Origin of the sequence: Exiguobacterium undae DSM 14481, from assembly GCF_000620805.1 — a bacterium.
GTDB classification, from domain to species: Bacteria; Bacillota; Bacilli; order Exiguobacteriales; family Exiguobacteriaceae; genus Exiguobacterium_A; species Exiguobacterium_A undae.
The window spans coordinates 695,915-722,454 of sequence record NZ_KK211187.1; the positions used below are offsets into that span (position 1 = coordinate 695,915).

At 50.1% G+C, this 26,540-nt stretch carries 26 protein-coding genes and 1 other annotated feature; of the genes, 20 read left to right on the forward strand and 6 right to left on the reverse strand.

The genetic code is table 11. The features are described from left to right. Window positions 1-57 precede the first annotated feature (57 nt). Window positions 58-699: a YigZ family protein gene (locus P397_RS0104165; protein ID WP_026832106.1), complete on the reverse strand. Its 642-nt coding sequence runs from the start codon at window positions 697-699 to the stop codon at window positions 58-60. Between the two features lie 98 nt (window positions 700-797). On the opposite strand from P397_RS0104165, the gene P397_RS0104170 reads away from it, so the two are divergent. From P397_RS0104170 to P397_RS0104235, 13 genes are all read left to right on the forward strand, one after another. Continuing rightward, window positions 798-1,970: a sensor histidine kinase gene (locus P397_RS0104170; RefSeq protein ID WP_028105735.1), complete on the forward strand. Its 1,173-nt coding sequence runs from the start codon at window positions 798-800 to the stop codon at window positions 1,968-1,970. Then, window positions 1,967-2,662, forward strand: coding sequence for a response regulator (locus tag P397_RS0104175; protein WP_026832108.1), 696 nt, complete (start codon window positions 1,967-1,969; stop codon window positions 2,660-2,662). Before P397_RS0104170 ends, P397_RS0104175 begins: the two co-directional genes overlap by 4 nt. Before the next feature lie 135 nt (window positions 2,663-2,797). Continuing rightward, window positions 2,798-3,643, forward strand: a complete 846-nt coding sequence (locus P397_RS0104180) for a DegV family protein (RefSeq protein ID WP_028105736.1) — start codon at window positions 2,798-2,800, stop codon at window positions 3,641-3,643. Window positions 3,644-3,811: 168 nt separating this feature from the next. Next, window positions 3,812-5,026 carry a helicase-related protein gene (locus P397_RS0104185; RefSeq protein ID WP_051523877.1) on the forward strand — a complete coding sequence of 405 codons (1,215 nt, stop codon included), beginning with the start codon at window positions 3,812-3,814 and terminating at the stop codon, window positions 5,024-5,026. A 185-nt stretch (window positions 5,027-5,211) separates the two neighbouring features. Beyond that, window positions 5,212-5,661, forward strand: a complete 450-nt coding sequence (locus P397_RS0104190) for a ComF family protein (protein ID WP_235183945.1) — start codon at window positions 5,212-5,214, stop codon at window positions 5,659-5,661. Window positions 5,662-6,120: 459 nt separating this feature from the next. Next, a complete protein-coding gene (gene flgM, locus P397_RS0104200; RefSeq protein WP_028105740.1) occupies window positions 6,121-6,369 on the forward strand; it encodes a flagellar biosynthesis anti-sigma factor FlgM in 249 nt (82 codons plus the stop codon). 93 nt (window positions 6,370-6,462) lie between these two features. Then, entirely contained in the window at window positions 6,463-6,870 is a 408-nt protein-coding gene (locus P397_RS0104205; protein ID WP_028105741.1) for a flagellar protein FlgN, read from the forward strand. 12 nt (window positions 6,871-6,882) lie between these two features. Beyond that, entirely contained in the window at window positions 6,883-8,409 is a 1,527-nt protein-coding gene (flgK, locus tag P397_RS0104210) for a flagellar hook-associated protein FlgK (RefSeq protein WP_028105742.1), read from the forward strand. 7 nt (window positions 8,410-8,416) lie between these two features. Continuing rightward, window positions 8,417-9,379 (forward strand): flagellar hook-associated protein FlgL, encoded by a 963-nt coding sequence (flgL, locus tag P397_RS0104215; RefSeq protein WP_028105743.1) that lies wholly within the window; start codon window positions 8,417-8,419, stop codon window positions 9,377-9,379. 14 nt (window positions 9,380-9,393) lie between these two features. Continuing rightward, on the forward strand, window positions 9,394-9,972 hold the full coding sequence (locus P397_RS0104220; RefSeq protein WP_028105744.1) for a DUF6470 family protein: 579 nt from the start codon (window positions 9,394-9,396) through the stop codon (window positions 9,970-9,972). Window positions 9,973-9,976: 4 nt separating this feature from the next. Continuing rightward, window positions 9,977-10,417, forward strand: a complete 441-nt coding sequence (gene fliW, locus P397_RS0104225) for a flagellar assembly protein FliW (protein ID WP_026832118.1) — start codon at window positions 9,977-9,979, stop codon at window positions 10,415-10,417. Further along, on the forward strand, window positions 10,417-10,650 hold the full coding sequence (csrA, locus tag P397_RS0104230; RefSeq protein ID WP_026832119.1) for a carbon storage regulator CsrA: 234 nt from the start codon (window positions 10,417-10,419) through the stop codon (window positions 10,648-10,650). Before fliW ends, csrA begins: the two co-directional genes overlap by 1 nt. Window positions 10,651-10,786: 136 nt before the next feature. Continuing rightward, complete coding sequence (locus P397_RS0104235) at window positions 10,787-11,611, forward strand: squalene/phytoene synthase family protein (protein ID WP_026832120.1); 825 nt, start codon at window positions 10,787-10,789, stop codon at window positions 11,609-11,611. Between the two features lie 53 nt (window positions 11,612-11,664). Here P397_RS0104235 and P397_RS0104240 read toward each other — a convergent pair whose 3' ends face one another. The 4 genes from P397_RS0104240 to P397_RS17100 all read right to left on the reverse strand — a co-directional run bounded on the left by P397_RS0104240 (window position 11,665) and on the right by P397_RS17100 (window position 18,046). After that, window positions 11,665-12,567, reverse strand: coding sequence for an alpha/beta hydrolase (locus P397_RS0104240; protein WP_028105745.1), 903 nt, complete (start codon window positions 12,565-12,567; stop codon window positions 11,665-11,667). 31 nt (window positions 12,568-12,598) lie between these two features. Then, window positions 12,599-13,480: a YitT family protein gene (locus P397_RS0104245; protein ID WP_028105746.1), complete on the reverse strand. Its 882-nt coding sequence runs from the start codon at window positions 13,478-13,480 to the stop codon at window positions 12,599-12,601. An 80-nt stretch (window positions 13,481-13,560) separates the two neighbouring features. Then, window positions 13,561-16,386, reverse strand: a complete 2,826-nt coding sequence (locus tag P397_RS0104250; protein WP_028105747.1) for a sensor domain-containing protein — start codon at window positions 16,384-16,386, stop codon at window positions 13,561-13,563. Between the two features lie 580 nt (window positions 16,387-16,966). Then, window positions 16,967-18,046, reverse strand: coding sequence for a hypothetical protein (locus P397_RS17100; RefSeq protein ID WP_051523879.1), 1,080 nt, complete (start codon window positions 18,044-18,046; stop codon window positions 16,967-16,969). 129 nt (window positions 18,047-18,175) lie between these two features. Between P397_RS17100 and P397_RS0104265 the strand changes: the two genes are divergently transcribed. Together P397_RS0104265 and P397_RS0104270 are read left to right on the forward strand one after the other, a co-directional pair. After that, window positions 18,176-18,835: a response regulator transcription factor gene (locus P397_RS0104265; protein ID WP_028105748.1), complete on the forward strand. Its 660-nt coding sequence runs from the start codon at window positions 18,176-18,178 to the stop codon at window positions 18,833-18,835. After that, window positions 18,832-20,100 carry a HAMP domain-containing sensor histidine kinase gene (locus P397_RS0104270; protein ID WP_028105749.1) on the forward strand — a complete coding sequence of 423 codons (1,269 nt, stop codon included), beginning with the start codon at window positions 18,832-18,834 and terminating at the stop codon, window positions 20,098-20,100. The genes P397_RS0104265 and P397_RS0104270 overlap by 4 nt, the downstream gene beginning before the upstream one ends. 45 nt (window positions 20,101-20,145) lie before the next feature. On the opposite strand, the gene P397_RS0104275 is transcribed toward P397_RS0104270, so the two are convergent. Then, the gene (locus tag P397_RS0104275; RefSeq protein ID WP_026832127.1) at window positions 20,146-20,649 is read right to left on the reverse strand and encodes a hypothetical protein; all 504 of its coding nucleotides are present in this window, start codon (window positions 20,647-20,649) and stop codon (window positions 20,146-20,148) included. Window positions 20,650-20,786: 137 nt separating this feature from the next. Between P397_RS0104275 and P397_RS0104280 the strand changes: the two genes are divergently transcribed. The 5 genes from P397_RS0104280 to P397_RS0104300 all read left to right on the forward strand — a co-directional run bounded on the left by P397_RS0104280 (window position 20,787) and on the right by P397_RS0104300 (window position 26,331). Next, the gene (locus P397_RS0104280) at window positions 20,787-21,269 is read left to right on the forward strand and encodes a hypothetical protein (RefSeq protein WP_028105750.1); all 483 of its coding nucleotides are present in this window, start codon (window positions 20,787-20,789) and stop codon (window positions 21,267-21,269) included. Between the two features lie 77 nt (window positions 21,270-21,346). Continuing rightward, window positions 21,347-22,177, forward strand: coding sequence for a GNAT family N-acetyltransferase (locus P397_RS0104285; RefSeq protein WP_028105751.1), 831 nt, complete (start codon window positions 21,347-21,349; stop codon window positions 22,175-22,177). Window positions 22,178-22,544: 367 nt separating this feature from the next. Next, complete coding sequence (locus tag P397_RS0104290; RefSeq protein ID WP_028105752.1) at window positions 22,545-22,937, forward strand: hypothetical protein; 393 nt, start codon at window positions 22,545-22,547, stop codon at window positions 22,935-22,937. Window positions 22,938-22,999: 62 nt separating this feature from the next. Then, window positions 23,000-23,235: a binding site (T-box leader), on the forward strand. 95 nt (window positions 23,236-23,330) lie between these two features. Beyond that, window positions 23,331-24,845 (forward strand): peptide ABC transporter substrate-binding protein, encoded by a 1,515-nt coding sequence (locus P397_RS0104295; protein ID WP_028105753.1) that lies wholly within the window; start codon window positions 23,331-23,333, stop codon window positions 24,843-24,845. Window positions 24,846-25,047: 202 nt separating this feature from the next. After that, on the forward strand, window positions 25,048-26,331 hold the full coding sequence (locus P397_RS0104300; RefSeq protein ID WP_026832132.1) for a methyl-accepting chemotaxis protein: 1,284 nt from the start codon (window positions 25,048-25,050) through the stop codon (window positions 26,329-26,331). Window positions 26,332-26,540: the final 209 nt, after the last annotated feature.

Sequence of the window (26,540 nt, forward strand, 5' to 3'; positions counted from 1 at the left end):
TCCTTACTTTACTGAATTATTAAAAAACTTTTAAATCTTTATAATCAGTATAGCAGGTCAGGGTTGAATGTCACGTTCGACGTAGCGGGAATGGGTTTTCTCAAGAACGGCCTGACCGTTCGTCAAGTTCGTCATCCAGTCGAGGAAAAGGGGCACGGCGCTTTCTTCCACCCAAACGTCAATCTTGACCTGATCCAGATAATGAATCTGATCGATGATGTGCGGGGTTGCCCGCAGTTCATTCTCAAGCTTCCCGAGCCACGTATAATCGACGGTGATTTCGACCAGATCGTGCGCGACACGTTCGACGATTCCGACAGCATTCAACGCTTCCGAGACACTGGAGCCGTAAGCCCGGATCAATCCGCCGCCACCGAGCTTGATGCCGCCGAAGTAACGGGTGACGACGACGACGGTGTTGCGGAGATTCCGTTTTTTCAGAACTTCGAGCATCGGAACACCTGCAGTCCCGCTCGGTTCGCCGTCGTCATTGGCTTTTTGGATTTCGTTTCGTTCGCCGATGACATAAGCGGAACAGTTATGATTGGCGTCGTGATGTTTTTTCTTGAGGTCCGCGATGAAGCTCTGTGCCTCCTGTTCTGAGGTGGCGCGCGCCAAATATGTAATAAATCGTGACTTTTGGATAATGATTTCATGGAAACCGTTTTCTTTTACTGTATAATAATTAAATAATGTCATAATCAAAAATGTCCTCCTCGTTAACTAGTTCTTTCTAGCATAACGACGATTAGAGAGAGAGACAACCGTGGGGACTGGCAAGGAACGGAGGGAGTAGTATGACGAATGAGATGGGGGAGCGACTGTCCTTGAATGATATCGTACAAAACATCATTGGTGTCGTAGAAGAAAGTCGGGAAGAAATCGTCCGCATCACGGAAAGTTCGCGGGAACAGTATGCTGAAATTCAGCAGGAGTTACGGGAATTGAAGACACGTGTCCACGACTACATTAAAGAAGCCGAGCGGCTAGAACGACACATTAAGGACTCGAAAGCGCGACTCGTCATCGTGAGCAAAAACTTCGACAACTACTCGGAACAAGATATTCGTTCTGCTTATGAGACGGCGAATTCGCTTCAGCTCGAGTCATTCATCAACCAACGGGACGAGATGAACTGCCGCAAACGGCGGGACGAGCTCGAACGCCGCCTGATCCAGCTGGATGAAACAATCGAGCGGGCCGACATGTTGATCAGCCGGGTTTCGGTTGTCTTGAACTTTTTGACGGACGACATGCAGGTGATGAATGAGAAGTATGAGAAGGCGATGCAAAAACAGGAGATGGGATTAAAAGTCTTCCAATCGGCAGAAAACGAACGCCGGCGTCTGTCCCGTGATATGCATGACGGTCCTGCACAAACGCTTGCTCATGTCCTGATCCGGGCCGACTTGATTGAAAAAATTCACCAACATAACGGTGCGGAAGCCGCTTTTGAAGAGATTCACCGCCTGCGGACCTTGATCCGTGACGGTCTGGCCGACATACGCCGCATCATTTATGATCTACGACCGATGACGCTGGATGATCTCGGGTTCGTCCCGACACTCGAGCGGTATCTGCGTCATATGCAGGAAATTTCGAATATTCCCATTCACTTCAACTACCTGGGTGGAGGGGAACGGATCGAGTCGACGTATGAAGTCGCCGTCTTCCGGATTGTTCAGGAAGCGGTCCAAAATGCAGTTAAGCATTCCAAAGCAGGGGACATTCGTATTATCATAGAACAGTATCAACATTCCGTCCGAATCCATGTCAAAGACAATGGGATTGGATTTGATTTTAATTCGATCGTCGAATCGTGTGATGAGTCATTTGGACTGATCGGAATGCGGGAACGGATCGAATTGATTGATGGAGAGTTTGAGATTGAGACGCAGCCAGGTAAAGGGACAGTCATCAAGGTAAGGATTCCAGTTGAGGAATCCGGAGCGAGAGGGGAAACACTGTGAATAACGAGCAAGTAAAAGTAGTCATCATCGACGATCATCAGCTATTCCGTGAAGGCGTCAAACGGATTCTCGATTTCGAAGAAGAATTCATCGTCGTCGCGGAGGGTGAAAGCGGAGCGGATGTCATTCCACTCGTCGAAGCCCACCAACCTGATATCGTCTTAATGGATATAAATATGCCGAAAGTCAACGGTGTCGAGGCAACGAAACGCTTAATGGAAGTGCATCCGGAAGTCCGGGTCATCATCTTATCGATTCACGATGACGAGACATATGTCATGCACGCGCTGGGTGCCGGTGCAGTCGGTTACCTCTTAAAAGAGATGGCGACGGATGAGCTCGTCAATGCCATTCGTTCCGTCTACCGGGAAGGCGGTTACGTCCACCCGAAAGTCACACCGAACTTGCTGCAGGAATACCGCCGTTTGATGAAGATGAAACAAACGATGTCTTCGCAGCCGATCGAAAAACGGGTCGCGGAAGCACCGCTTCACGTGCTGACACGCCGGGAGTGTGAAGTCTTACAGTTGCTCGCGGACGGTTTTTCGAACCGGGCGATCAGCGATACGTTGTTCATCAGCGAAAAAACCGTCAAGAACCATGTCTCATCCATTTTACGGAAGATGAACGTACCCGACCGGACAGGTGCCGTCGTCGAAGCCATTCGACGGGGCTGGGTCGTCGTCGTATAAGAACAGGACGGAAGCCGATTCGGGCTCCGTCTTTCTTTTTTTTAGACACCAACATATGGTATGATAAAAAGCGATTGTGACCTGTCAGAATACCTTATGTCACGACGGAACTCTTAAAAGCGAGGAAATTCACGAATGAGCCAGATTGTGATTTTAACGGATAGTACTGCCTATCTGCCAACTACCTATTGTGAAGAAAACAATGTCCATGTCGCACCGCTTAGTGTCATCTTCGACGAAGAGGCGTATCGTGAAGGAATTGATATTTCCGTACCGGACTTTTATGAACGGATTCAGACGGGAAGCCTGCCGACGACGTCACAGCCGAACATCGGCGATCTCGTCGATGCCTTTGAACGCCTTCCTGCAGGGACGGACATCATCGGCATCACACTCTCAAGCGGAATCAGTGGAACGTACCAGGCACTACATACGATCAACATGATGGTCGAACACGTCCAGGTACATCCGATTGATTCCCGGATTTCCTGTATGCCGCAAGCCTTTTTGGTCAAGGAAGCGGTCCGGATGCGCGATGCGGGTGCAACAGCCGCTGAAATCGTCACCCGTCTCGAAGAATTAAAAGAAGTCATCCGTGCCTATTTTGTTGTAGACGATTTGGAACATCTGCAACGCGGCGGACGTCTCAGCATGACGCAAGCAGTCGTCGGTTCGTTCCTGAAGATCAAACCGGTCCTTCACTTCGTCGATGGAAAGATTGTGCCGTTTGAGAAAATCCGGACGTTTAAACGGGCCGTCAAACGGATTGAAGAAATGATGGAAGAGACGATCCGTGGAAACGGTGCCGGTTATGTCATCGGTGTCATTCACGCAGAAGACTCGGCTAAAGCAGAAACGGAAATCGCTGTCTTACAGGAACGATTCCCGGAAGCACGGATTGAGATGAGCTTGTTCGGACCGGTCATCGGGACCCATCTCGGACCGGGTGCGATCGGTATCACCTGGTATCAAGAAAACTAATCCTGCGACAACGGTAGGACATATACGAAGAATACGGCGTGCCTGTAACAGTAGGCACGTCTTTTTCGTGCCGTTAACGCAGACTAGCCGCGTATTAACAACCGGCGCAGGAAGCACATCTGTTTTGCCGAACTGAATCCTTACATTCGTTCAGGAAGGATGAAGCAGATGGATTTACGAAAACGATGGATTCCGGATTACCAGTTGGATGTTTCTTTCGAGCATCCGGTCGAATCGAGACCGGCCGTGACATGGCGCTGCCAGCGGTGCGGCAAGTTACCGACACGTGGTCCGTGTACGTGTGGCCGACGCTGTTATTATTGCCGGCATTGTTTGATGTTTGGCAAGCTGAGGACGTGTGACCATCTCGTCACGGATCCGCGACCGCTTGATCCCGTTCGACCCGACCGGCATAGCGAACTGCATTTGACGGTCGATCAGCAACGGATTGCGGACGCCATCACGCAGACGATTGAGCAGCGAAAACGCCTGCTCGTCCATGCTGTCTGCGGGGCGGGGAAAACACCGATGCTGTTTCCCGGCATCGAACGGGCCCTCTGTTCAAACAAACGGGTCTTGATCACGACACCGCGTGCCGATGTCGTCCGAGAATTGACCGGGCATCTCAAACGTGCCTTTCAGCAGGCGGACATCGTGTCGTTGTTCGGGGGCTCACCGGATCGCTTGAAACTCGGTGAGATTACAATCAGTACGACCCATCAGTTGGTTCATTACCGGACCTGTTTTGACGTCGTCTTCATCGATGAAGTCGATGCCTTCCCGTACCAAGCCGACCGGACGTTGCACCGGTATGTCCGTCAAGCGATGTCTCCGGACGCGGCCCTGATCTTGCTCAGCGCGACCCCGTCTGTTCGGAACCGGCTCCTGCCGACCGTCCGGCTGATGCGCCGTTATCACGGCTTTCCGTTACCCGTCCCGGAACTCCGCGTCCCCTATACGACAAACGATGTCCTGCACTGGCTTCAGCAACATCCGGCGAAGCCCCGGCTTGTATTCGTGCCAAGAGTCGAAGCGCTTAAAACATGGCAGGGGGTATTGGAGCAACAGGGACTGGCGAGTGAAACCGTCCATGCGGCCGATCCGGACCGCGTTCAAAAAGTCGAACGGTTTCGCCGGACGACGGGGATCCTGCTGACGACGACGATTCTTGAGCGTGGCGTGACGTTGCCGGACGTACAAGTCGCAGTCCTTGATGCCGACCAATCGTTCAGTGTCGCGGCGTTGATTCAAATCAGCGGACGTGTCGGACGAAGTGCTGATTTTCCGGAAGGTGAGATCCTCTTTTTTGCGAACGACCGGTCGAATGCGATGTACCAAGCGGTTCATCAAATCAAGCGTGCGAATCGGGAGGGATTTCAATGAAGTGTTTGTTATGCGATCAGGACTTTTTACCCAGTTGGGCATTGTCGAATGTATGGACTAGGCAAACCCTGTGTCCGACCTGTAAAATAGAATTTGTAAAAAGAGGGGAATGCACGGATTGCGGCAAGCCGGGTCAACCGTTTTGTCTCGATTGCCATAATTGGCGTCAACAAGGAGAGCTGCTCGTGACCCATCCGCTCTTTCTGTATCATCCGCCGGCGAAAGCGTTCATGAGGCGGTACAAGTTTCTCGGGGACACGGCATTGCTCGACGTGTTTCAAACCGAGCTGAAGAAGGTAAAAGTCAAACAGGATTGGATTGTTCCGATTCCGCTGAGTCCGGAACGGTTGCGTGACCGTCGGTTTAATCAGGCGGAACTGATCGGGCGGATGATGCGGGGGCGCATCCGCCTTGTGCTCGAGCGGACAGACGGTCCGGCGTTAAGCCAATTGTCGAGGCAACAACGGCTCGACCGGGACAATCCGTTTCACGTGACGGAGTCCGTTGCCGGAAAAACAATCTTGCTGGTCGATGATGTTTATACGACGGGAATCACCTTACGCCAAGCCGCTTCTCGACTGCGGGAAGCCGGGGCGAAAGAAATTTCTGCCGTAACTTTATTTCGAAGTGTTTAAAAAATCTTCATTCCTGCCGATATTCAATATGAGGTGAAGGAAATGGATGTATTAAACTGCAAATCTTGCGGGAAGTTATTTGTTCGTCAATCTTCGGATCTGTGTGTGGATTGTATCAAGAAAGATCATACTGATTTTGAGAAGGTGCGTGAGTTCCTGCGAGAACGGCGAAAAGTCCGAACCTCACCTAAAGATGTTGAGATGGCTATCGGAGTGAAGAGAGAAACAGTCTTCCGTTACATTAAAGAAGGGCGATTGTTGATCTCTGAGATTTCTCAGATGGAGATCATGTGTGAGAGTTGCGGGAAGCCCTCCCGTGATGGCACGATTTGTGCCGAATGTCGTGACAAGTTGCGACGTGACCTCGCCCAAGCGATGCTAGATTCTTCTGCCCCTTCGAAACCGAAAACGTATCGAACTTGAATTAAGAATCTTGTAGTCTAGAAAGCAGGTGTTCACATGCGAATTGATTCTACGAAATGGGTTAACATGCCTAAGACGTACGAAAGAAATCAAAAAGTAGAAGGAACAGAACCAACACGTACGAATCGACCGGACGAGGTGACGATCTCAAGCGAAGCGCGGATGCGTTTCAGTGAGACAAGCTCATCCCGGACCGAGAAGATTGAATCCCTTCGTCAAGCCATTCAGGATGGAACCTATAAACCGGATGCGAAAAAAATCGCGGAACGTTTCTTGAACTTGTAAGAAGGTTAACTCAGACAGTAGAGGCGACTCGGGGCACGGATGCGCGGGTCGCTTTTTATATGAACACATACTATAGAAGAGGAGGAACTGGCGATGGAACTCATCAATCAGCTTACGGCAACGCACATGGATCTGTTGGAACTGGCACACGAAAAGAAACAGGTTCTGATTCAAAACGATATGCCACGCCTGTCGCAAATCGTCAAGGAAGAACTGGTTTATCTGAAACGGATGGAGCAGTTGGAACAGCAACGGATCGAACACATGGGAGCGGTGACGATGACGGAGTGGCTTCAAGCCCATCCGGAAGATGTCGAGGCCATGCGCCAGTTACTTCAGGCAATCGGCAAGCTCAAGATCATCAACGAATTGAACGCCGATTTGCTCGAGCAATCGTTACAATACCTCAACTGGCATCTTGAATTGTTGATACCAGAAGCAGATGATTTTACATATGGTCAATCAGCGCTTGATCGCGCCCACTTCAATCGAAACGCCTAAGGAGGGAAATACATGGGATCGACGTTCATGGGACTTGAGACCGGACGACGTGCACTGACAACGAATCAGTGGGCGCTCCAGTCGACAGGAAACAACATCGCCAATGCAGGGACGGTTGGCTTTTCACGCCAACGGTTGGTCATGGCAGCAACAGAACAATTGACATCCGCCATCGGAACGGGACGGATGGCTCAAATCGGAACCGGTGTCCGCGGAGAAATCCTCGAACGGGTCCGCGATGTCATGCTCGATAAACAATACCGCGACGAAGCGACGAAAACGGCTTATTACGGCACGAAAGAAGCTGCCTTCGGACGGATGGAAGATATCATCAACGAACCGTCGGATACAGGACTTGCCAAAGCGTTTGACGGTTTTTGGGAATCACTGCAAACGTTATCGACGAATCCACAAGATTCCGGTGCCCGCAGTGTCGTCCGGCAAAAAGCCGAGACGTTGACGCAAACCTTTAACTACATGTCGAAATCACTCAGCCAGGTCAAAGAAGACTTAAAGAGTGAAATCGACGTCTCGACTAAAAAAGTGAATGATTTGTTTACGAAAATCTACAACATCAATGCAGAAATCCATACGGTCGAACCGTTAGGTGTCTTGCCAAACGCGTTGTATGATGAGCGGGATCGCTACATGGACGAACTGGCACAGTATGTCGACTTTGAGAAGGAATCGGTCGATGCCGATGCCATCATCCAAGGCAACATGGGAAATGCATCAAAAAGTGCCGAAGGACGGATCGATATCCTCGTCAAGTTACCAAACGGCGATAAGTTGCGTGCCGTCGATTCCGACTTGCCGCAGGCAGGTACGTTGGCGTTTACGACAAACGAGGACGGTCTGTACACAGGATTCAAAACGAACAGCCAGACGATCAGCTTTGATGACGCCGGCGGCTTCGCGAACGGACGGATCATCGGTTTGATTGAGATGTACGGACATATGAAAAACGGTGAACCGGCCGGCGAGTTCGTCAAGATGCAGAGCAATCTGGACGAGATGGCAGTGACGTTCGCGACAGCCTTCAACGAGGCGCATGCCGCTAACATTAAAAAAGATAAAACGAACGGCACCAATCAATTTTTCGTCTCGACGAACGGTTCGGTGACGGCAGGAACGATTGCAGTCGGTCAGGAAATCAAGGCGAGTCTCGATAACATCGCGACGTCGACGGACGGCAACATCGGTGATAGTGCCGGTGCACTGAAGCTGGCCAACATGAAGACGACGAGCATCTTATTCGCAGCGTCTGCGACGACGACGACAATCGGCTCGTTTTACCAAAACGTCATCGGCGACATGGGAGTTGCGACGGATCAGGTCGGGCGACTCGGTCAAAGTTCCGCCGTTTTGATGGACAGTGCCGATCAACGGCGGATGTCCGTTTCAGCGGTCTCGATTGATGAAGAAATGACGATGATGATTCAGTATCAACATGCATACAACGCGGCAGCGCGTAATATCACGACGGTTGATGAAATGCTTGATAAAATCATCAACGGTATGGGAATCGTAGGACGGTGATGACTAAATGCGCGTAACACAGACGATGTTGACAAAAACAAATATCGGTTATTTATCAGCGAGTTATCAAAAGCTGAGCTCGATGCAGGAACAGTTGATCAGCGGGAAGAAAATCCAACGGCCGTCTGAAGATCCGGTCGTCGCGATGCAAGGCATCCGTTACCGGACGGAAGTCCGGGAAGTCGAACAATTCAAGAAAAACGTCAATGAAGCGACGGGCTGGATGGATTTAACGGATTCAGCGCTCGACGAAGTGACGTCGGCGATGAGCCGCGTCCGGGAATTGACGACGCAAGCTGCGACCGACACGTATGATGCGACGCAGCGAAAAGCGATTCAAAGCGAAGTCGGGCAATTGATTGAGCACATCGGGACGCTCGCCAATACGAAATACAATGAAAAAGGCATCTTCAACGGAACGAAGACGGATCAACCCTTCGTGTCGATTGAAGGATTACGCAACTATTTGTCGAGTTCGGATCAAGCGGTCGATACCGTCTTCACGGATGGGGATCCGGCAACAAAAGACAGTGAAATCATCCAGTATGAAATCTCGTCCGGCATTCAAGTGCAGGTCAATGTATCGCCGACGGACATCTTTAGTCCGGAGACCTTCACGACGTTAAAAAAATTGTATGATGCCCTCGGCGGCGTTTCGGAAACCGGTGCTGCGACCGACAGTTCCAATAACGGAGCCCAGTTATCGGCGATGTTAAAAGACTTGGATTTGATGGTCAATCAGACGGTTGAAACACGGGCTGATCTCGGGGCACGTGTCAATCGGCTCGAACTGAATGCCTCACGCCTCGAAGATCAAGAAATCATCGTCAAGACAGTCATGTCGGACAATGAAGACATCGAAGCGGAAAAGGTCATCATGGAACTGAAATCGTACGAGACATTACACCGCGCGGCACTCAGTGCAGGGGCGCGGATCATTCAACCGACATTGCTTGATTTCTTACGTTAAGGGAGTGACGGGCGATGAATCTGCCACATCTTGAGATGCGTCAAACGTCTGCAAAAATCGGCATCAATACGACACGGGCGACGCTTGAGCAACGCCAAGCACCGGCGACGTTATCGATCGAACAGCCGAAGGGGAATCTGTCGATGGAGACGGTCGCGGCCCGACTTGAGATTGATTCGACCCAGGCGATGATTGAAGCGGGACGGATTCCGGCGCTTGAATCCGTCGAACGGTATGCAGCATTTGGACGGCAAATGGGACAACAGGCAACCGGTCAAGCAGCAGCCGAAGGGGATCAACTGATGCGGATCGAACAGGGCGGCAATGCGGTCGCCCGCGTCGCCAAATCACGTGATACGCCTCCTGCCGAAGTAACGACACTCGGTTTTATACCGCGTAGTCTTGATCGTGTCAAAATCAATTACACACCGGCAGAAGTCCGGATCAACTATACGGCGGAGAAACCACGAATTGAGGTTCAAATCAACCGACCGGAGTTGAACGTCACGGAAGGTACGGTCGACATTTATCTACGGGAACAAAATCAACTGGATATGTGGCCGGTCGGCGGCATATTCGATGGGGAAGGATAATCATATGCAAATCAACACGGATTTTTTTGGCACCGTTCAAGTAGACGAAAGTGAAATCATCACCTTCGCTTCGGAAGTACCGGGTTTTCCGGATGCACGACGTTTTATTCTGTTACCGTTCGGAGAAGGGATTCCGTTCTGGTCGTTCCAATCGATTGACCAGACCGAGTGTGCCTTTGTCGTGACGAATCCGTTTTGGATCGACCCGGAATATGTCTTTGAGTTGCCGGAGTCGGCGAAGGAGCAGCTCGGGATTCAGGAAACGGCACAAGTCGCGGTCTATACGACCGTCACGTTGCGGGAACCATTCCAGGAATCGACGACGAACCTGCGGGCACCGTTCGTCATGGAGACGAAACGCCGTCAAGCGAAACAGATCATCCTCGATGAAACGTATGCGAACCGACGGATGATCGGCAGTTTGACCGAAGTAGGTGGACGCTGATGCTCGTCTTAAAACGAAAAACAGGTGAGGCGATTCAAATCGGTGACGACATCGAGTTGACGATTCTCGCAATCGAGGGCGACCAAGTTAAACTAGGGATCCATGCCCCACGACAGATTGATATTCACCGGAAGGAAATCTATCTGGCGATTCAAGACGAGAACGCCGAAGCTTCCCAAAGTACAGGTTTGATGAGTCAGTTGTTGAAGCAACGGACCGATACGGAAACTTGACCGACACTTCTTTTGCTAGTTCGCTAGTAGAAGAAGTTTTTTTCATTCACAACGAAAAAAATGCTCATTTCTTTTGAATCGTGTATAGTAATGTAGAGAAAAGAAACCTTTTTGACTAAAGAGGGAGTGTAGTGGGATGAATGAGACGAAGCAGCTGAAGAAAGATGCGAATCGTGTATTAAAAGCGACGAGCCGGACCTTTTATATACCGATCAGCCGTCTGTCACAGGAATTGCAGGAGGCGGTAGGAGCCGCCTACTTATGTATGCGTGCGATCGACGAGATCGAGGATCACGAAGAACTGCCGACGGACGTCAAGACTACGCTATTGCGGGAAACGGCATTATTGATGCGGGGAACGTTCTCGGACGAGACGTATCGGGCGTTGATTGCACCGTACGCCGACCAGTTGCCGGAAGTGACGCTTCGTCTTTCAGAATGGATCGCTTATTGTCCGGAAGGAATCCGGTCGAAAGTGCTGGAATCGACGGCTGAGATGGCGGAAGGCATGGCAGTCTGGGCGGAGCGTGACTGGACGGTCAAGACAGCTGCGGACCTTGACGAATACACGTACTACGTTGCGGGACTCGTCGGCGTCATGTTGTCCGATATCTGGTACTGGAAAGCCGGTATCGTCACGGATAAACAACAGGCCATCGGTTTCGGACGAGGCTTGCAAGCCGTCAACATCTTACGGAACCAACAGGAAGACGCCGAACGGGGTGTCGGTTATTTCCCACCGGGTTGGACGACGGAAACGATGTTTGACTATGCGCGCGACAATTTGGCAGAAGCGGATGCCTACCTCGCGTCGATCCCGAAACAGACGACGATCTACGAGTTTTGTAAGATTCCCCTGGCTTTGGCACACGGAACGCTCGATGCGCTCGCCCGTGGAAAAGAAAAACTCAGTCGTCCGGAAGTCTTGAAGATTGTTGGAAGTGCCGTCTTAAAACGCTAAATACATCAAAAAGGAGACCTCGTTCACGCGGAACCGGGTCTCCCTTTTTGTCGTTATCGGATATCTTCGAGGTAGGACAGGACTTTTTCTTCGTACGCTTGACGATCATGTTTATAGGATTGAACATGTCCATCGTTTTCCGTGACATAGAGTTCCGACCGGGGCGCTGCTTTTTGCAACCGCATGCTTTCCGTGACCGGAATCGCGTCATCGTCTTTCCCGTGAATCATCAAAATCGGATAATCGATGCGGCGGATGGCTTCAATCGGTTGGACCCGTTCCGGATTGAGTCCGGTCAAAGGCGGTGTGACTTGTAAGATCACCGGCGTGAACGGGAAGTTCGGCAATCCGCTCCAGACCGGCAGATTCGTTTCGAGATAGTTTTTCAGATCACTGAACGGGCTGTCGGCGATGACACCGGCGACTTCGGCTTTTGGCGCCGTGACGAGTGAGGTCGCAGCCCCCATCGAAATACCATAGAGGACAACCGGTTCCGAGGCGCGTGACTTCGCATAATTGACAGCCGTCAACAAATCATCCTGTTCCTTGGCACCGACCGTGACCCGTTTCCCGTCGGATTCACCGGATCCCCGAAAATCGAATGTCAACACGTTGTAGCCGGCTTGATTAAATTTCTTGAATAACGGGAGCACCGGCAAGTCGTTTTGCTCCCGATTTTTCCCGTAACCATGGGCAAACACGATGGTCAGCTTGGCGTCTTCGCTCGGAATCCACCAGCCGGACAGACGTGTCCGGTCCTTGACGGAACGGAACGATACATTTTCATAAGCAAGTCCTTCTGCTTTTTTCGGATTGGTCGTCAACGGTTCTTTTGCCGGCTCCGTCAGTGACGAACCGACATAGGCCGAGATGCCGACGATCGCGACGAGGACTAAGACAATTAAGACAATCAGTCCGGCAATCAGTTTCTTACGGTGTTTCTTCAACAACGACACGACAATCCTCCCTTTCTTCGACAGCGGTAGGTTAGTGGATATCTTTTTTCTTAAAGCGTCCGCCGTGGACATCGTGGATGTTCCCGATGGCGATGAAGGCTCCTTCATCAAAGTCACGGACGATTTCTTTTAACTTCGTTTCTTCCAAGCGACTGATGACACAAAAGATGATCTTTTTGTCATCTCCGGAAAAGGCGCCTTCCCCGTTTAAATACGTCATCGTCCGACCGAGCCGGTCCATGATGGCAAGTCCAATCTCTTCATGATTTTCCGAGATGATCCAGACACTTTTCGATTGGTCGAGTCCGTCAATGACGACATCAATCGTCTTGAAGGCGATAAAGTAAGTAATCAAGGAATACATCGCCCGGTCCCAACCAAAGACGAAACCGGCGGCCCCTAAAATGAAGACGTTAAAGAACATGACGATTTCACCGACGGAGAAGGGGGTCGATCGGCTGAACGAGACGGCTAAGATTTCCGTCCCGTCGAGTGACCCGCTCGCCCGGATGACGATGCCGACACCGATTCCGAGAATCAGTCCCCCAAACACCGTCGCAAGCAAATCGACCCGTGTCATCGGACCGATGTCTTCGAGTAATTTGGTCGCGACCGCCATGACCGTGATGGCATACAGTGTGGATAAAGCAAAGGTTTTTCCGATTTGTTTATAACCAAAAAAGATGAACGGAATATTGAGGAAAAACAGCCAGAGGGCAAGTGTCGAGTCCGTCAGCTTGGAACCGATGATCGAGATCCCGACAATCCCGCCGTCGATGATGCTGTTCGGGACAAGAAACCCTTTTAATCCAATCGCAAAAATGACCGCCCCAATCGTCAATAACAACAGGCGGCGTACCAGTTGCCATTTCGTTGACCGGCGGTGTCGTTTGGCCTGTTCAGTCGCAGGCATCGAATCCCTCCTTTTTCAGCACTTTTCATTACTATAACAAAAAAGCACTAAGGCGCGCGAGAACGACCTTAGTGCGATGCTTATTCTTTGTAGCGTAATGATTGGAAAAACCGTAAGACGAGTTCCGCTTCCTGCGTCGTCGTGTATTCGCCGACGTACTGCCCGTGTTCGATCGCTGTGACCGTCAAGGTGCAGGAGACAAGTTGAATCCCTTCAAACAGACGCACTTCAAACGTCGCGCTTTGCAACGGGAGTGGTATATCCGTCGTGAAGTACAGAAACCGGGTGCTGGTGCGATGAGCCTTGATGTCTGAAAAGCCTAAATCAAGTGCTTGATTTTGGTGTTTCAGCATCTTGATTTTCCCTTGAACGGAAAAGCTTGGTACACTGTCTTCCGCAAGCGAACAGGCTTCGATCGGATACAAGACTTCGCGCAATAAGTAACTTTCCATCACGCTGGCTGAGACCGGTTTGCTGAACAAATAGCCTTGGATGTTCGGACAGTTGAGCGCCCGGAATGTCTCGAGCTGACGGAGTGTCTCGATGCCTTCGGCGATGACGGATAAGTTGAATTCCATTGCCATGTAGAGAATGCTTTTGACAATCGCCTGTGCCTTGGCATCGTCCGTGATATGCGTCGCAAATTGGCGGTCAATCTTGACGACGTTGATCGGATACCGTTGCAGATACACCATCGATGAATAGCCTTTACCGAAATCATCAAGGGCAATCCGGACGCCGATCTGACTGACATATTCGAGTGTCCGGCTGATGTTCGGATCGTCCATGATCAAAGCGGCTTCGGTGATTTCAAGCTCCAGCAAGTGGGGCGATAAGTTGTACTTCGTCAGAATCTGTTCGATTTGATGTTCAAATCCGGGAATCAAAAAGCGTTTCGGTGAGACGTTGACCGAAATCGGAATCGCCGGTGCCCCGGCACGTGCCCACTGCTTCATCGTTTTACAGGCGGTGTCGACGACCCAGTCACCGATGGCGACATGGAGCGCACTTTCTTCGGCAAGCGGGATAAAATCATTCGGCGGAATCCGTCCCCATTCCGGGTGTTGCCAGCGGATCAAAGCTTCAAGCCCGATGATTTTTCCGGTCCAACTGTCGACCTTCGGTTGATACTCAAGAAACAGCTCTTCCCGTTCGATGGCATAATGTAAATCCTGTTCCAGCCGGTAACGGCGGTAATAATCGATGTCGAGATTCGAGGCGTAATGATGCAAAGCGCTGTGGTTTTCGCGCCGTGAACGGCGCAGTGCCGTATAAGAATGTTTCATCAGCTCAATCGGGTCGTCACTGTCGTCCGGGAAGCGGCTGACGCCGATCGAGACGCGGGCAAACAAGGCATACGGCTCAATCAAAATCGGTTCGGCGGATAACCCCAGTAACATGTCAGCACAGGACGTGACATCTTCCTTGTAGCTTGACGGAATCAGCATCGCGTACTCGTCCCCGCCGAGATGACCAAAAAAGATTTCCTTTGGTTTTGATGAATAAAGCAAGCTGCTGGTTGCTTGAATCCATTGATCGCCGGTCGCGTGACCAAACGCATTGTTGATATCCGTGATCCGGTTAAACGAAATCGAGAGAATCGAGAAGGTGGTCCCTTGTTGCATCCAGTCTCGAATCGTATCCGTCAATGACAGCCGATTCGGCAAACCCGTGATCGAGTCATGCATCGCCAACTGCTGCAACCGTTCCTCGTACTCTTTTTGCAACGTGATATCATGCATGATGCTGTTCGTATAGGCAATCGTTCCATCGAGTTGGAAGACGGGAATCTGTTGATCCTCAATCCACTTGCGACGTCCGTCCGGAAACAGCAGTCGATACTGGATCGTGCCGGATTTCCCGGATGTCAGTCGCTTGATGAATCGTTTCATCGCTGGTCTGTCACGCGGATCCAGTCGCTCAAACAACCAGTCTTGACTAAGAATCAAGTCTTTTGGCAACTCCTCGAAAATCTGGAAAAATCCTTTGGAATGAAACAGCAGCCGTCCGTTCGATAAATCGATTTGCGAGATCGCGGCCTCGAGCGCCTCATAAATTTCTTTTGTTTGTTCCCGTTCCATTTTCAGTTGCCGCCGGACGTCATCGACTTCTGACAAATCATAAAGAATCACGGAAATCGGACCGTTCAGACCGTCGCGTCGCAACGCTTTTAAACGCAGGAGTTGGTATTCTTGATTGGCGTTCAGCACCGATACTTCTTGTTCAAAGGTCTCGATTTCGCCGTCGAGCAACCGGATCATCTGGAACTTGAGCGGGTCGAAGTCACGCGGGTGAATCCGTTGATGGACCTGCTCGTTTGACAGGTGTTTCGGATTCGTTGGATCAAGACCTAAGTAGTTGATCAAGGACGGGGAATACTCGATGGTCCGCGTCGACGGATCATACGTAAAGACAACGAGTTCCGGAATCTGTTCCGTCAGTTCGAGTTGGGAACGGATTTGCGCGACGTCATCCTCAAGTTGTTTTTCGCGGGTAATATCGCGGGCAACCCCGTAGACGCCGACAATCTGACCGTCTTGTTCAATCGGCATATTGGTGATTTTCAGCGTCAGCCGATGTTGATCGACGTGCAGTCCTTGCGCCGTATAATGGACGGTTTCCCCGGCAAGGGCACGGTTGAAAAAGGCAGTCACAGCTTCAAGTTGTTCCGGCGGATTAAAGACTGCAAAATGTTCATATAACGTCTCTTCCGAATAACCGAGCATCAGTGGAAGGTATTCATTAAAGTAAATGATTTCACCGAGGTGATTGAAGAAAAAGACAGCATCCGTCGTCTGTTGAAAAAACGGCTCCACACGTTCCGGATGTGACAGTTCTAATCCACCGATCAACAAGGGGGATGTGGACGAACGACTGAGTCGTTGCATCGCGTTGAAAAAAGTCATGGCTGAATCTCCTCACTCGAATTTTTGGCTCTCTTTCTAGTATCGGAGTATCTGTCCCTGAATTGCAATCAAAGTTCGGCAGATAGACTTATTTTTCAAAAAAAGTGAATCATTTTCTGGGGAATGAGCGAAAAGGGAGAGCGGGGTGACTGCGTCCACGTTCTTTCGCTCGCTTTTCTCGGGCGGAACGGAAGCCGCGGTCGTCTTGACAGTCGACCGGGTCTCCCTTGTTCCTGACGGAAGCAAAGCTTCCTTTTCCCGCAGAAGTCGAGCTTCGAACGTGGACGCAACCGTCTTATATGATTCGTGGATCGAAAGGTAAACAGAAACAGCATACATATAAAAGGCGACAAGAGATGATCATAAAAGCGTAAAAAATCATTAAAAAGACAAAAAGACAAAAAGACAAAAAGACAAAAAGACAAAAAGACAAAAAGACAAAAAGACAAAAAGACAAAAAGACAAACCTCATCATGCTCCACTTGGTGTGAAGGCGGACTTGGTTTGTCATGATTTTAAGGCGTAATCAGATGGCTAAGTCGACAGATATGTCGCTGGCATTTGGATCGGCTTGTTCAGATCAGTCGGACTCGTTCATGCCGTGATGACGTCCCGGACCGTGTCCGCCGCGGGGACCTTGCTGTAAGTCGTCATAGCTTGAGACTTCATCGGCACGTTCTTGCATCCGTTCCTTGATAGCTGTTGCTTGTTTTTTCGTAATGGCACCACTCTTGACTTTCGCCTCAATCGCTGTTGTCTGTTCCGCAAGCACGGCCTGTTCGAATTTTGCGAACGAGACGTTATTTGCTTCCGCGAATTCCGGTAACGATTGATCGGCTGCTTTGAATTTCGTTTCATCGAGGTTCAGTCGTTTGAGGATGGCAGAGCTTGTATCGCCAAACACGTCGTGACCGCGTCCGGCGTGTTCACCCGGTCCGTGCTGTCCGCGTTCCGGCAGGTCGTCGTAACTGTTGGCATCGGAAATTTCTTCTGTCAGCCGTTCTTTGATGTCCGTTGCCTGTTTTTTCGTCATCTTTCCGTCCTTGACGAATTGATCGAGTTGCGTCGTCTGCGCGGCAAGCAAGGCTTTTTTGTAGTCGGCGAACTTGATCGCTTGAGCCTTCGCGTAAGCGGCGAGTGATTGGTTCGCGGCGTCAAACTTGTCCTGACTCAGACCAAGTGCTTTCAAGACGTCAGCGATCAACGATTCATTGAAGAAGCCGCCTTTATCGCCGTGATGGCCTTTTGGCATCTGCTCTTTCAACTCGGCGTAACTGGAGACACCGCTGAAGCGTTCGGTATGGTGTTTCAACATATCGGCTGCCTGCGATTTCGTTAAGTCACCCGATTTGACGAGCGAAGCGAGTTGTTCTTTGGCGGCGGCGAGCTCCGCCTTTTTATAATCCGTGAACGAGATGCCTTTTTGTTTGGCAAGATCAGCAATCGATTGCCCTTTTTCCCGGGCCGTCTCGACCTGCTGTTCGGTCAGATTGAGTTTTTTGAGTAATAACGTCAAGTCGAGTCGTTTCATCCCTTCAAAATGCGGACGTTCGGATTTTGTAGCCGTATCGCTGTCGTTTGTCGCGGCATACGCCGAAGCTCCTCCTACGGTTAAAGCGCTGATGGTCAGTGCGGTGATCCATTGTTTTTTGAATTTCATGGGTGATCACTCCTTTCACCTTTTATGTTAGCGGGCGAGAGAATCAAAGTTGTGAGGAAGTTGCAAAGAAATGGCGAAGAAAGACCAAGCACTTAAAAAAGGCGGTACACTACAAGTGGAGGGATGAAGATGAAGATTTTAGTGATTGAAGATGAACCGAAACTGGCCCAAGTCACAGAACGTTTTTTACGGCATCACGGTTATGGCGTCACGATAGCGGGATCATTGGCGGAAGCAAAAAAGAGCTTAAGTTCGGATCAGTTTGACGCCGTGCTCGTCGATGTCCGCCTGCCGGACGGGGACGGTTGGTCACTTGTCCCGTCGATCAAAACCAGTCAACCGGCACCGGTCGTCTTCATGTTGACGTCACGCGGGGAAGCGGACGACCGGGTATTTGGACTGGAACTTGGCGCCGACGACTATCTCGTCAAACCGGTTGTTCTGAAGGAGTTGATCATTCGACTGGAGCGGGCGTTGAAGCAACGTGTGCCAGCCGGACGACAGTTAGGGGACGTGACGATTGATGAAAAAGCCCGTCAGGTCAAAAATGGCGCGGAGACGATCAGTCTCGCGAAGATGGAATTTGAATTGCTCGTCTACTTTATGGAGCACCTCGGTGAGGCACTGAGCCGCGATCAAATTCTGGACGACGTCTGGGGTTACACGTTTGGCGGCGATACGCGGACGGTTGATACCCATGTCAAACAGCTGCGGGATAAACTGCCGACCGTCAAACAACAGTTGAAGACGGTGCATCGGGTCGGATATCGGTTGGAGGCGATCGAATGAGTAAGTTGATGCGGAAGTTTTTACTCGCCGTCATCGCCCCGTTACTGATCATGGGGGTGCTCAGTTTTGGTCTGACAGCGTTTCTCGTCAACCGGTTTGCGGAAGACGAACGTTACAGTCAACTGGCGCGGGAAGCGAATATCATCGAAGAAGCGCTGACGGAAAATCGACCGGTCCCGCGTGAAATTCAAGGCTTCATCACAACGAACGGCGTGACGGAACGGATTGGCGGGCGTGGCCGGCAAGTCGTCGACTTACCGATTTTAGAGGACTTGCAACAAGAGGACGTGATCGAAGTTCAAGGGAATCGTCTGTTGACCTATCAGGTGACAAACGGGGAAACGGTCATCACGACGATTCGGGAAGCACCGCTTGCGAGCAGTGCGCTCGACGGCGTCTATGTAGCGATTGGCATCGCCTTTCTCGTGACGCTGTTGCTCGCGGCAGGACTTGCCTATTACATGGGCCGGCAGTTCATTCGCCCGATCATTGACTTACGCGCCGTTGCCAAGCAGATTGGCGACGGCCAAAAAGACGTTGTGCTACCGGACCGACCAAACGATGAAGTCGGGGAACTGATCAGTGCCGTGGACGAGATGCAGGAACAATTGGTCCAAAAAGAGGTCTTACAGAAATCGTTTATCGCCGGTATTACGCATGATTTACGGACGCCGCTTGCCATCATCCGCAACGAAACAGAAGCTCTTGCGGCAGGTGTGATTCCGGTCGAAGAGTTGCCGGAGGTGACCGACAGCATCATCGAGGAGACGGACCGCTTAGGTCTCTTGATTGATGAGACACTCGTCTACTCGAAACTGGCCGGCGGGATGATGCCGCTTGACCGAACGGAAGTACAGCTTGATCGGCTGGTACAGGAGACGGTCGAACGCCTGCAGTCGACGTTCCAAAAAGACGGTCTCCGTTTGACGGTTGTAACGGAACCGGTTCAACGATTCCTTGATCGCCGGATGTTCGAGCGGGTTCTTGTCAATTTCCTGATGAATGCGCACGTCGCTGCCCCAAGCGGGAGTGAAGTCCGGGTCCGGCTGGTGTCGAACGAGCTGACGGTTGACGACGCCGGAAGCGGCGTCGTAGAAGCCGATCGGGCGACGATTTGGGACCTTTACGTCAAACAAGCCGGCGGTTCCGGACATGGACTGGGGCTTGCGATCAGCCGGTTGATTCTCGACAGTCACGGCTTGACGTATGGCGTCCGGGACAGTGAACTCGGCGGCGCCTGTTTTTATGTCCGATTCAAAGAATAAAAAATGTCCCGCTCCTCATGCTTGATGAAGGGCGGGACATCGTGTTCATTCAGAATCGTTTGCTTGGACGAGGCTTGGTTTGACGAGTGTATAAAATTCATCACTCATCCCGACGCGGCTGCCCATCTGGCAAGCCAGTTCAAGTGTTTCTTGGTAGAATTTCGCGACCAGGTTATGGTTTTTGATGTGCATGTCCTTCATCGCTTTTTCAACACCGAGGACAACTTTCGCGATTTGATCATCGGCATCATTTCGGACAGGAACGACGTTTTCCGGAAGATCAACTTCTTTATCGTGTCCGTTAAAGCGGAACGACGCCCCGAATCCAAGGTGCTCGAGGAAGAAATGCGGTAACAATTTCCCGGCGAAGAACTGGTGCCACTCTGATTCTTTCATCGTGTCCATGTCACGTTTGAATGATGTCGTCGCGAGTGCGTAGCGGTCATGTGTATCTTTCATGAACTTCTCGAGGATTGGCACCTGCATCGCAAACGAATTCTTCAGCAGATTATCGAGCTGTTCTTGCGTTAATTGTTCTTGTTCAGCCATCAGTTTAACCCCATTTCGTTTCGTTAGTTCTATCGTAAGAAATTTAGACAATTCCGTCAAATCTTTTTCAAGAATAGAGTTTACCTATTTCACAAAAGGGAATTCTTCTACTATCGAAGAGTTGAGGGGGAGTTAGCATGAAACGAGTAGCAATGACAGGGGTATTAATCGGAGCATGTCTAATTCCAGTGACAGCTTTCGGTGCAAGTGACGTGACGTACAAAACAGGAACGATTCAAAATAAAGAGTTCGGTTATTCCGTCAAGGCGACGAAGGCGTTGCAAACGGCCATCAAGCAGGATAAAGTCGAGCTCGTCAAAAACAAAACCGTGAAGTCGAAATACGGCACCGTGACACGCAGCGGAACGTTTTCGCTTTATTATAAGGTAAAGGGGAAAGATCAGTTGCTCGTCAACTTGAACTTTGAACCGAAGAAATTATCGAAAAAACAATTTGAGAAACAAGTCGGATACGGCACGTATCTCGGTACAAAAGGCAACAAAACGTATTATTACGTCCAGCCGACCGAAGCCGTCAAAGGGGCAGTCGGTAAAGCGAAAATTGCCAACTTGATCACAAGTGACGTTCCGGCGATGATGAAGACATTTAAATTAAAATGAGAAAACTGCAAGGAGCACCAGCTTTTGCTAGTGCTTCTTTTGATGGTTCGATATAGTAAAGGTTGAGGTGAAGTGAAATGGAATGGACAGTATCAGAAGTCAAACAAACAACAGAAGTTCTACAACTTGAGAAATGTGTTAATGATCACGATGGCATTGAATTGAAAGTCGCGGCGGATTGGGTCGGACAAAACGATTTTGCCGTTTATGACGATACAAAATTGATCGGTTATCTGCAAGCCTTTGCGTACTTACCGACGGAATGGGAAATCAATGTGTTCGTCGATCCGGATTACCGGAAACAAGGTATCTTCAAGACGCTTGTCGAAGCGGCGAAAGAAGCAGCTCGTCCGCAAGGCGTTGAAGCGTTTACGTTCGTCATTGATGATGAAAGTAAATCAGGGCAGGCTGTCCTTGGTCAGCTCGGTGCGGAGTACCGGATGACGGAATACAATATGGTCTTGAAAAAAGCCCAGTTGTTCTTAAAAGCGGATCCGGATTTCGAACTGCGGGAAGCAACAAAGGACGATCGTCCGTTCATCGTCGAGACACTCGGTTCATCGTTCGGAAACACAGCCGATGAAGCGGAGTCGATCTATCAGGCGATCGAGTCGGAGGATCGCATCACGTTCATCGGTGTCGCAAACGGCAAACCGGTTGGTGTCATTCGGGCGTACTTGGCGTCTGAGACACAAGCGAGCATCCATGCGTTTGCCGTTCGTCCGGAAGCGCAAGGCAACGGCTATGGGAAAAAGATGTTGAAGTTGATGGTGCAGGCAATGTTCCGCACAGGTCGGACGCAGCTTGAACTGGATGTCGAGACGGATAACGCACGGGCACTGGATCTCTATAAAGAGGCTGGATTCGTTGTTGGACGTGGTTATCAGTTCCACGTGCTCGGATTATAATTATTTTGTCGAAAGTCCACGCGAGTGGGCTTTTTTGTCGAGTTCAAAGACCATAGGTCTTTCTATTTTTTACAGAAATACGATATCGTTTCCGTTCGTCCGTTGGCGCGCTTTCCTCGGGCGGAACGCAAGCCGCGATCGTCCTCTTCGGACGACCGGGTCTTGCCGGTTCCTGACGGAAGGGACAAGCCCTTCCTTTTCCCGTAGGAGTCGCGCCCGGACGACGGAAACTTTTTTGTTAGAAAACGGGTGACAAGTGGTGAAGTGAACAATAGGAAAAAACAAGTTCATATTCTAAAAGAAGTCTGAAACCTTCTCGATGTTTTGTCGTATACTAAACATATGGAAAAAAAGAGGAGGCGACGTCATGGACGGTCGACAGGATTCATTACGGACGTTGAAATGGGTATCAGGTGGTTTAGAGGCAGCACTCGGTATTCCGTTGTTAGGTGGTTTGTTCATCATGGGCACAGGCTACACGCCCCTACTGTTTATGCTTGCCTTTCATATCGTGGTCGTCGCCTTGACGGCGCGAGCCGGTCGGGTCTCAAAAGGGAATATCGTCGGAATCGTTGCGTCGACAGTCGGCGTCATTCCAGTCGTCGGGATGTTGTTGCACATGGCAGCCGCGATTACGATCTTGCTGGATGCGGCATTCGGAAACCGGATCATCACGCGGACACATGTGGAACGCGTTGAACCGATCCGTCCCCGTCCGGTCCGGAAAGAACAGGAACGCAAAGAGGATCATCCGTTTTAAGCTTTTTTCGTTGACAGTTGAAAACAAGCCGTGTAAAGTAAACAACAAGTTAAGCCATATCAAACAAATCAACGACGCGGAGTAAGTACCGTCAACACTGCCGACAAAGCGAGTCAGGAAAGGTGAGAGCCTGACGCGGTAAGCTGATTAGGGAATGGACCGCTGAGAGCCTGTTGAACGATTCAGTAGACAGGACGGTTGCCCCCGTTACCGGGCTAGCTGGTTGTTGGACCAGCGACAAGAGGAGATTTTTAATCTCAACTAGAGGTGGCACCGCGCGGATACAGGCGTCCTCTATGCATCAGCTTTTGCTGTAGCATAGAGGGCGTCTTTTGTTTTACGTCAAGGAACGCCGAATCATCCAACGCACATTATCTTTAGGAGGAATTTTTTATGAAAAAGACATTGATCGCGGCGGCAAGCACGGCGTTCCTACTCGCAGGATGCTCGACGACGGAAACAGAAAAGGCAACACCAAACGAAAACGAAAAGAAAGTCCTGCACACGATGGAAAGTTACGATCTCTTGTCGGTCGATCCGGCAGATGCCATCACATCCAACATCTTCAACCAAATCTATGAAGGACTGTATCGGTTTGATGCGAACAATGAACTCGTCCCGGCAGCAGCGAAGTCGCACAGCGTGTCGGAAGATGGAAAAGTCTATACGTTTAAGCTCGATCCGAACGCAAAATGGTCAGATGGCAAGCCGGTCACAGCGGAAAACTTCCGTTATGCCTATGAACGGGTAATCGAGACGAACTCACCGTTTTCTTACTTGTTAGAACCGGTTAAAGAAACAAAAGTCATCGACGACGAGACATTACAAATTGAACTGAAACGTCCGACACCGTACTTCCTCAGCATGACGACGTTCGGCACATATATGCCGGTCCGGGAAGATATCGTCAAAGCACAGGGAGACAAGTTCGGAACGGACCCGGAAACAAACGTCTACAACGGACCGTTCACATTCAAAAAATATCAGGCTGAGCAAGGCTATATGCTGGCGAAAAACGCGGACTACGCGGACCGGAAAAACGTCAAGATCGACGAAGTCGATGTCAAAATCATCAAGGATCCGATGCTTGCGATCAATTTGTTTGAAACAGGTGAACTTGACGTCGCGCCATTGAACTCGGAAAACGTCGTCACGTACAAAGATCAAAAAGAGTACAACACGTTCAGCGACTCGCGGATGTTCTTCATCCGGATGAATCAAAAAACAGAGGCATTACAAGATCAGAAGACACGTCAGGCGATTGACGCTGCCTACGATAAAAAAGCCTTGACGGAAACGTTGCTTGGAAACGGATCATTGCCGGCTGATTACATCGTCCCGCAAGAACTTGATCCAAAGTACGACAAGACCCGTCAAATCGAAGCGTCGTTTGACGCAACACAAGCAAAACAAGTACTCGCCGATCAAAACCTCGAATTGACGATGATCATTGAAGATGATGACGTCTCGAAAAAAATCGGGGAGTATATCCAAGGTTCACTGAAACAACAAAACGTTGACGTAAAACTGTTGTCATTGCCGAAAAAAGAGCGGTTGGCGCGTGAAGGACGAGGGGATTACGACTTGTCACTCGCGAGCTGGGCGCCAGACTATCAGGATGCAACAACGTACTTGAACCTGTTCATGACAGGCAATCCGTTTAACATGATGGACTACTCGAACAAACAGTACGATGAACTCTTGAAACAAGCGGAAAACGAACTTGATCAAGACAAACGTCTGGAATTGTTGAGCAAAGCGGAAACGATGTTGCTCGACGATCAAGCGATTTCACCGGTCTACCAACGGAAAAATGCCTTCCTCCAAAACACGGAAGTCAAAAACCTCGCCCGTCACAATGTCGGAACAGATATTTCGTATAAATACGTTGAGATTGACCGAAAGTAAAGTAAAACCATCAGACATCTAGTCAACGCCTTTCTTCTATAAAAGGCGTTGACTAAATGTTTTTTTTTGTTATGTCTATTACATATGTGACAAAAACGTGAGGCGCATGAACTGCAAAATCAGGTCAATTCTATTAAAGCGTTCTCAGAAGTGACCGATAAAGAAGGTGATGAGATTTGAAACAGGAAAGGGAGTTTCGAAGATGAGTATGCTACGGAAAAATTTAAAGATGCGATTGTTTGTCTGGGTACTGGCGATTTCGGTCATCACAGGCGGAATTTCAGCACAGTTGACGTTGTTCTTACACCGGGGACTGGAAATTGCAGACGGTCCGTCGATTTGGTTTGGTGCCGGAATCGGCTTGATCTTATCGATCATCGGTTCATCGTTGATCCAATTGATTCTTCGTCAACCAATTAAAGCAATTGAGAAGGCAACGGAAACAGCACGTGAAGTCGCAAACGGCAACTTTAACGTGGACTTCGAAGAAGCGAAACGCGGCGACGAAGTGGATCAGTTGATGCATGAACTCGAAGTCATGGTCTTACATATTCGAAAACAAGCGACGCAGATGGGCAATTCAAGTGACAAACTGACGGCGTCAGCGCAGGAAATTGCGGCGGCTGTCCAAGAAGGCAACGCGTCGGGCGAAAGCATCCGTTCAGCGATGGCAGAGCTCTCAACGAAGATGAATGAGAATGTTGATCAAGCGTATCTGTCGATGGACGCGCTCGGTGCCGTCAAACGAACGATGGATGAAGTCGCAAAAGAGATGAACGAAGCGTTGAAATCAGCGACGGTCATGCAGACGGAAGCCGAGAACGGGAAGACACTGGCAACGGATTCAGTTGAAGCGATGCACATGATTTCAAGTAAAATGGAACAATCGGCAACACTGAACGGTCGCCTGACAGATATGACAGGTGAAATCTCACGGATTACCGATGTCATCAGTGACATCTCAGCGCAGACGAACTTACTCAGTCTGAATGCGTCGATTGAAGCGGCACGTGCCGGAGACGCCGGACGTGGGTTTGCTGTTGTTGCAGCAGAGGTCAAGAAACTGGCAGAACAGACCGCAACGTCTGCGAAAGAAATCACCGATCTGATTTCAGGTGTCAAACGTCTCGTCAACGATACAGCGAATGCGATGACGGATGTCCAAAAAGAAGTGGCGACCGGTGTTGGTCTCGTCGAACAAGCCGGTTCGTCGTTTGAAGAGATTCATCAGTCGACGGAAAGTGTCTATTCGCGTGTTCAATCAGTTGATCAATTGGTCATTAAGTCGGATAAAGAAATCGATCAAGTTGGTTTAACGACGGCGAATATCCTTGCGATGGTCGAAGAAGCATCAAAACATGCCGAGCAGGTCTTGCAAGCCTCAAGCCATCAGGCAGCTTCACTCGGTGAAGTCAACGGGGCGATGGAAGAATTAGTTGCCGTCGCAGAACAATTACAGGAAGAGACAGGCGCGACACGTCTGTAAATTAGAAATCGCAGACGAAATCAACGTCTGCGATTTTTATTTGAAGTTTTTTATTTTTTTTGAGAGAAACTGTTAAACATTTCGACGCGACGACGATATATAGAGTGGAAGCAGTCATCGACTACAACCACTGTGCTACTCTTGGGCCGGCCAGGGGGCACATCTCGGAGAAGATGGATCTTCAAAGAGACAAAAAAATTATTCCTATG

Excerpts from the sequence above, each read along its gene's own strand:
- flgL (WP_028105743.1), top strand. The coding sequence starts at position 8,417 with ATGCGCGTAACACAGACGATGTTGACAAAAACAAATATCGGTTATTTA.
- P397_RS0104235 (WP_026832120.1), top strand. The coding sequence starts at position 10,787 with ATGAATGAGACGAAGCAGCTGAAGAAAGATGCGAATCGTGTATTAAAA.
- P397_RS0104285 (WP_028105751.1), top strand. The coding sequence starts at position 21,347 with ATGGAATGGACAGTATCAGAAGTCAAACAAACAACAGAAGTTCTACAA.
- P397_RS0104205 (WP_028105741.1), top strand. The coding sequence starts at position 6,463 with ATGGAACTCATCAATCAGCTTACGGCAACGCACATGGATCTGTTGGAA.
- P397_RS17100 (WP_051523879.1), bottom strand. The coding sequence starts at position 18,046 with ATGAAATTCAAAAAACAATGGATCACCGCACTGACCATCAGCGCTTTA.
- P397_RS0104170 (WP_028105735.1), top strand. The coding sequence starts at position 798 with ATGACGAATGAGATGGGGGAGCGACTGTCCTTGAATGATATCGTACAA.
- P397_RS0104300 (WP_026832132.1), top strand. The coding sequence starts at position 25,048 with ATGAGTATGCTACGGAAAAATTTAAAGATGCGATTGTTTGTCTGGGTA.
- P397_RS0104290 (WP_028105752.1), top strand. The coding sequence starts at position 22,545 with ATGGACGGTCGACAGGATTCATTACGGACGTTGAAATGGGTATCAGGT.
- flgK (WP_028105742.1), top strand. The coding sequence starts at position 6,883 with ATGGGATCGACGTTCATGGGACTTGAGACCGGACGACGTGCACTGACA.
- P397_RS0104295 (WP_028105753.1), top strand. The coding sequence starts at position 23,331 with ATGAAAAAGACATTGATCGCGGCGGCAAGCACGGCGTTCCTACTCGCA.
- P397_RS0104265 (WP_028105748.1), top strand. The coding sequence starts at position 18,176 with ATGAAGATTTTAGTGATTGAAGATGAACCGAAACTGGCCCAAGTCACA.
- flgM (WP_028105740.1), top strand. The coding sequence starts at position 6,121 with ATGCGAATTGATTCTACGAAATGGGTTAACATGCCTAAGACGTACGAA.
- P397_RS0104270 (WP_028105749.1), top strand. The coding sequence starts at position 18,832 with ATGAGTAAGTTGATGCGGAAGTTTTTACTCGCCGTCATCGCCCCGTTA.
- P397_RS0104280 (WP_028105750.1), top strand. The coding sequence starts at position 20,787 with ATGAAACGAGTAGCAATGACAGGGGTATTAATCGGAGCATGTCTAATT.
- P397_RS0104165 (WP_026832106.1), bottom strand. The coding sequence starts at position 699 with ATGACATTATTTAATTATTATACAGTAAAAGAAAACGGTTTCCATGAA.
- P397_RS0104275 (WP_026832127.1), bottom strand. The coding sequence starts at position 20,649 with ATGGCTGAACAAGAACAATTAACGCAAGAACAGCTCGATAATCTGCTG.
- P397_RS0104220 (WP_028105744.1), top strand. The coding sequence starts at position 9,394 with ATGAATCTGCCACATCTTGAGATGCGTCAAACGTCTGCAAAAATCGGC.
- P397_RS0104185 (WP_051523877.1), top strand. The coding sequence starts at position 3,812 with ATGGATTTACGAAAACGATGGATTCCGGATTACCAGTTGGATGTTTCT.
- csrA (WP_026832119.1), top strand. The coding sequence starts at position 10,417 with ATGCTCGTCTTAAAACGAAAAACAGGTGAGGCGATTCAAATCGGTGAC.
- P397_RS0104245 (WP_028105746.1), bottom strand. The coding sequence starts at position 13,480 with ATGCCTGCGACTGAACAGGCCAAACGACACCGCCGGTCAACGAAATGG.
- P397_RS0104250 (WP_028105747.1), bottom strand. The coding sequence starts at position 16,386 with ATGACTTTTTTCAACGCGATGCAACGACTCAGTCGTTCGTCCACATCC.
- fliW (WP_026832118.1), top strand. The coding sequence starts at position 9,977 with ATGCAAATCAACACGGATTTTTTTGGCACCGTTCAAGTAGACGAAAGT.
- P397_RS0104180 (WP_028105736.1), top strand. The coding sequence starts at position 2,798 with ATGAGCCAGATTGTGATTTTAACGGATAGTACTGCCTATCTGCCAACT.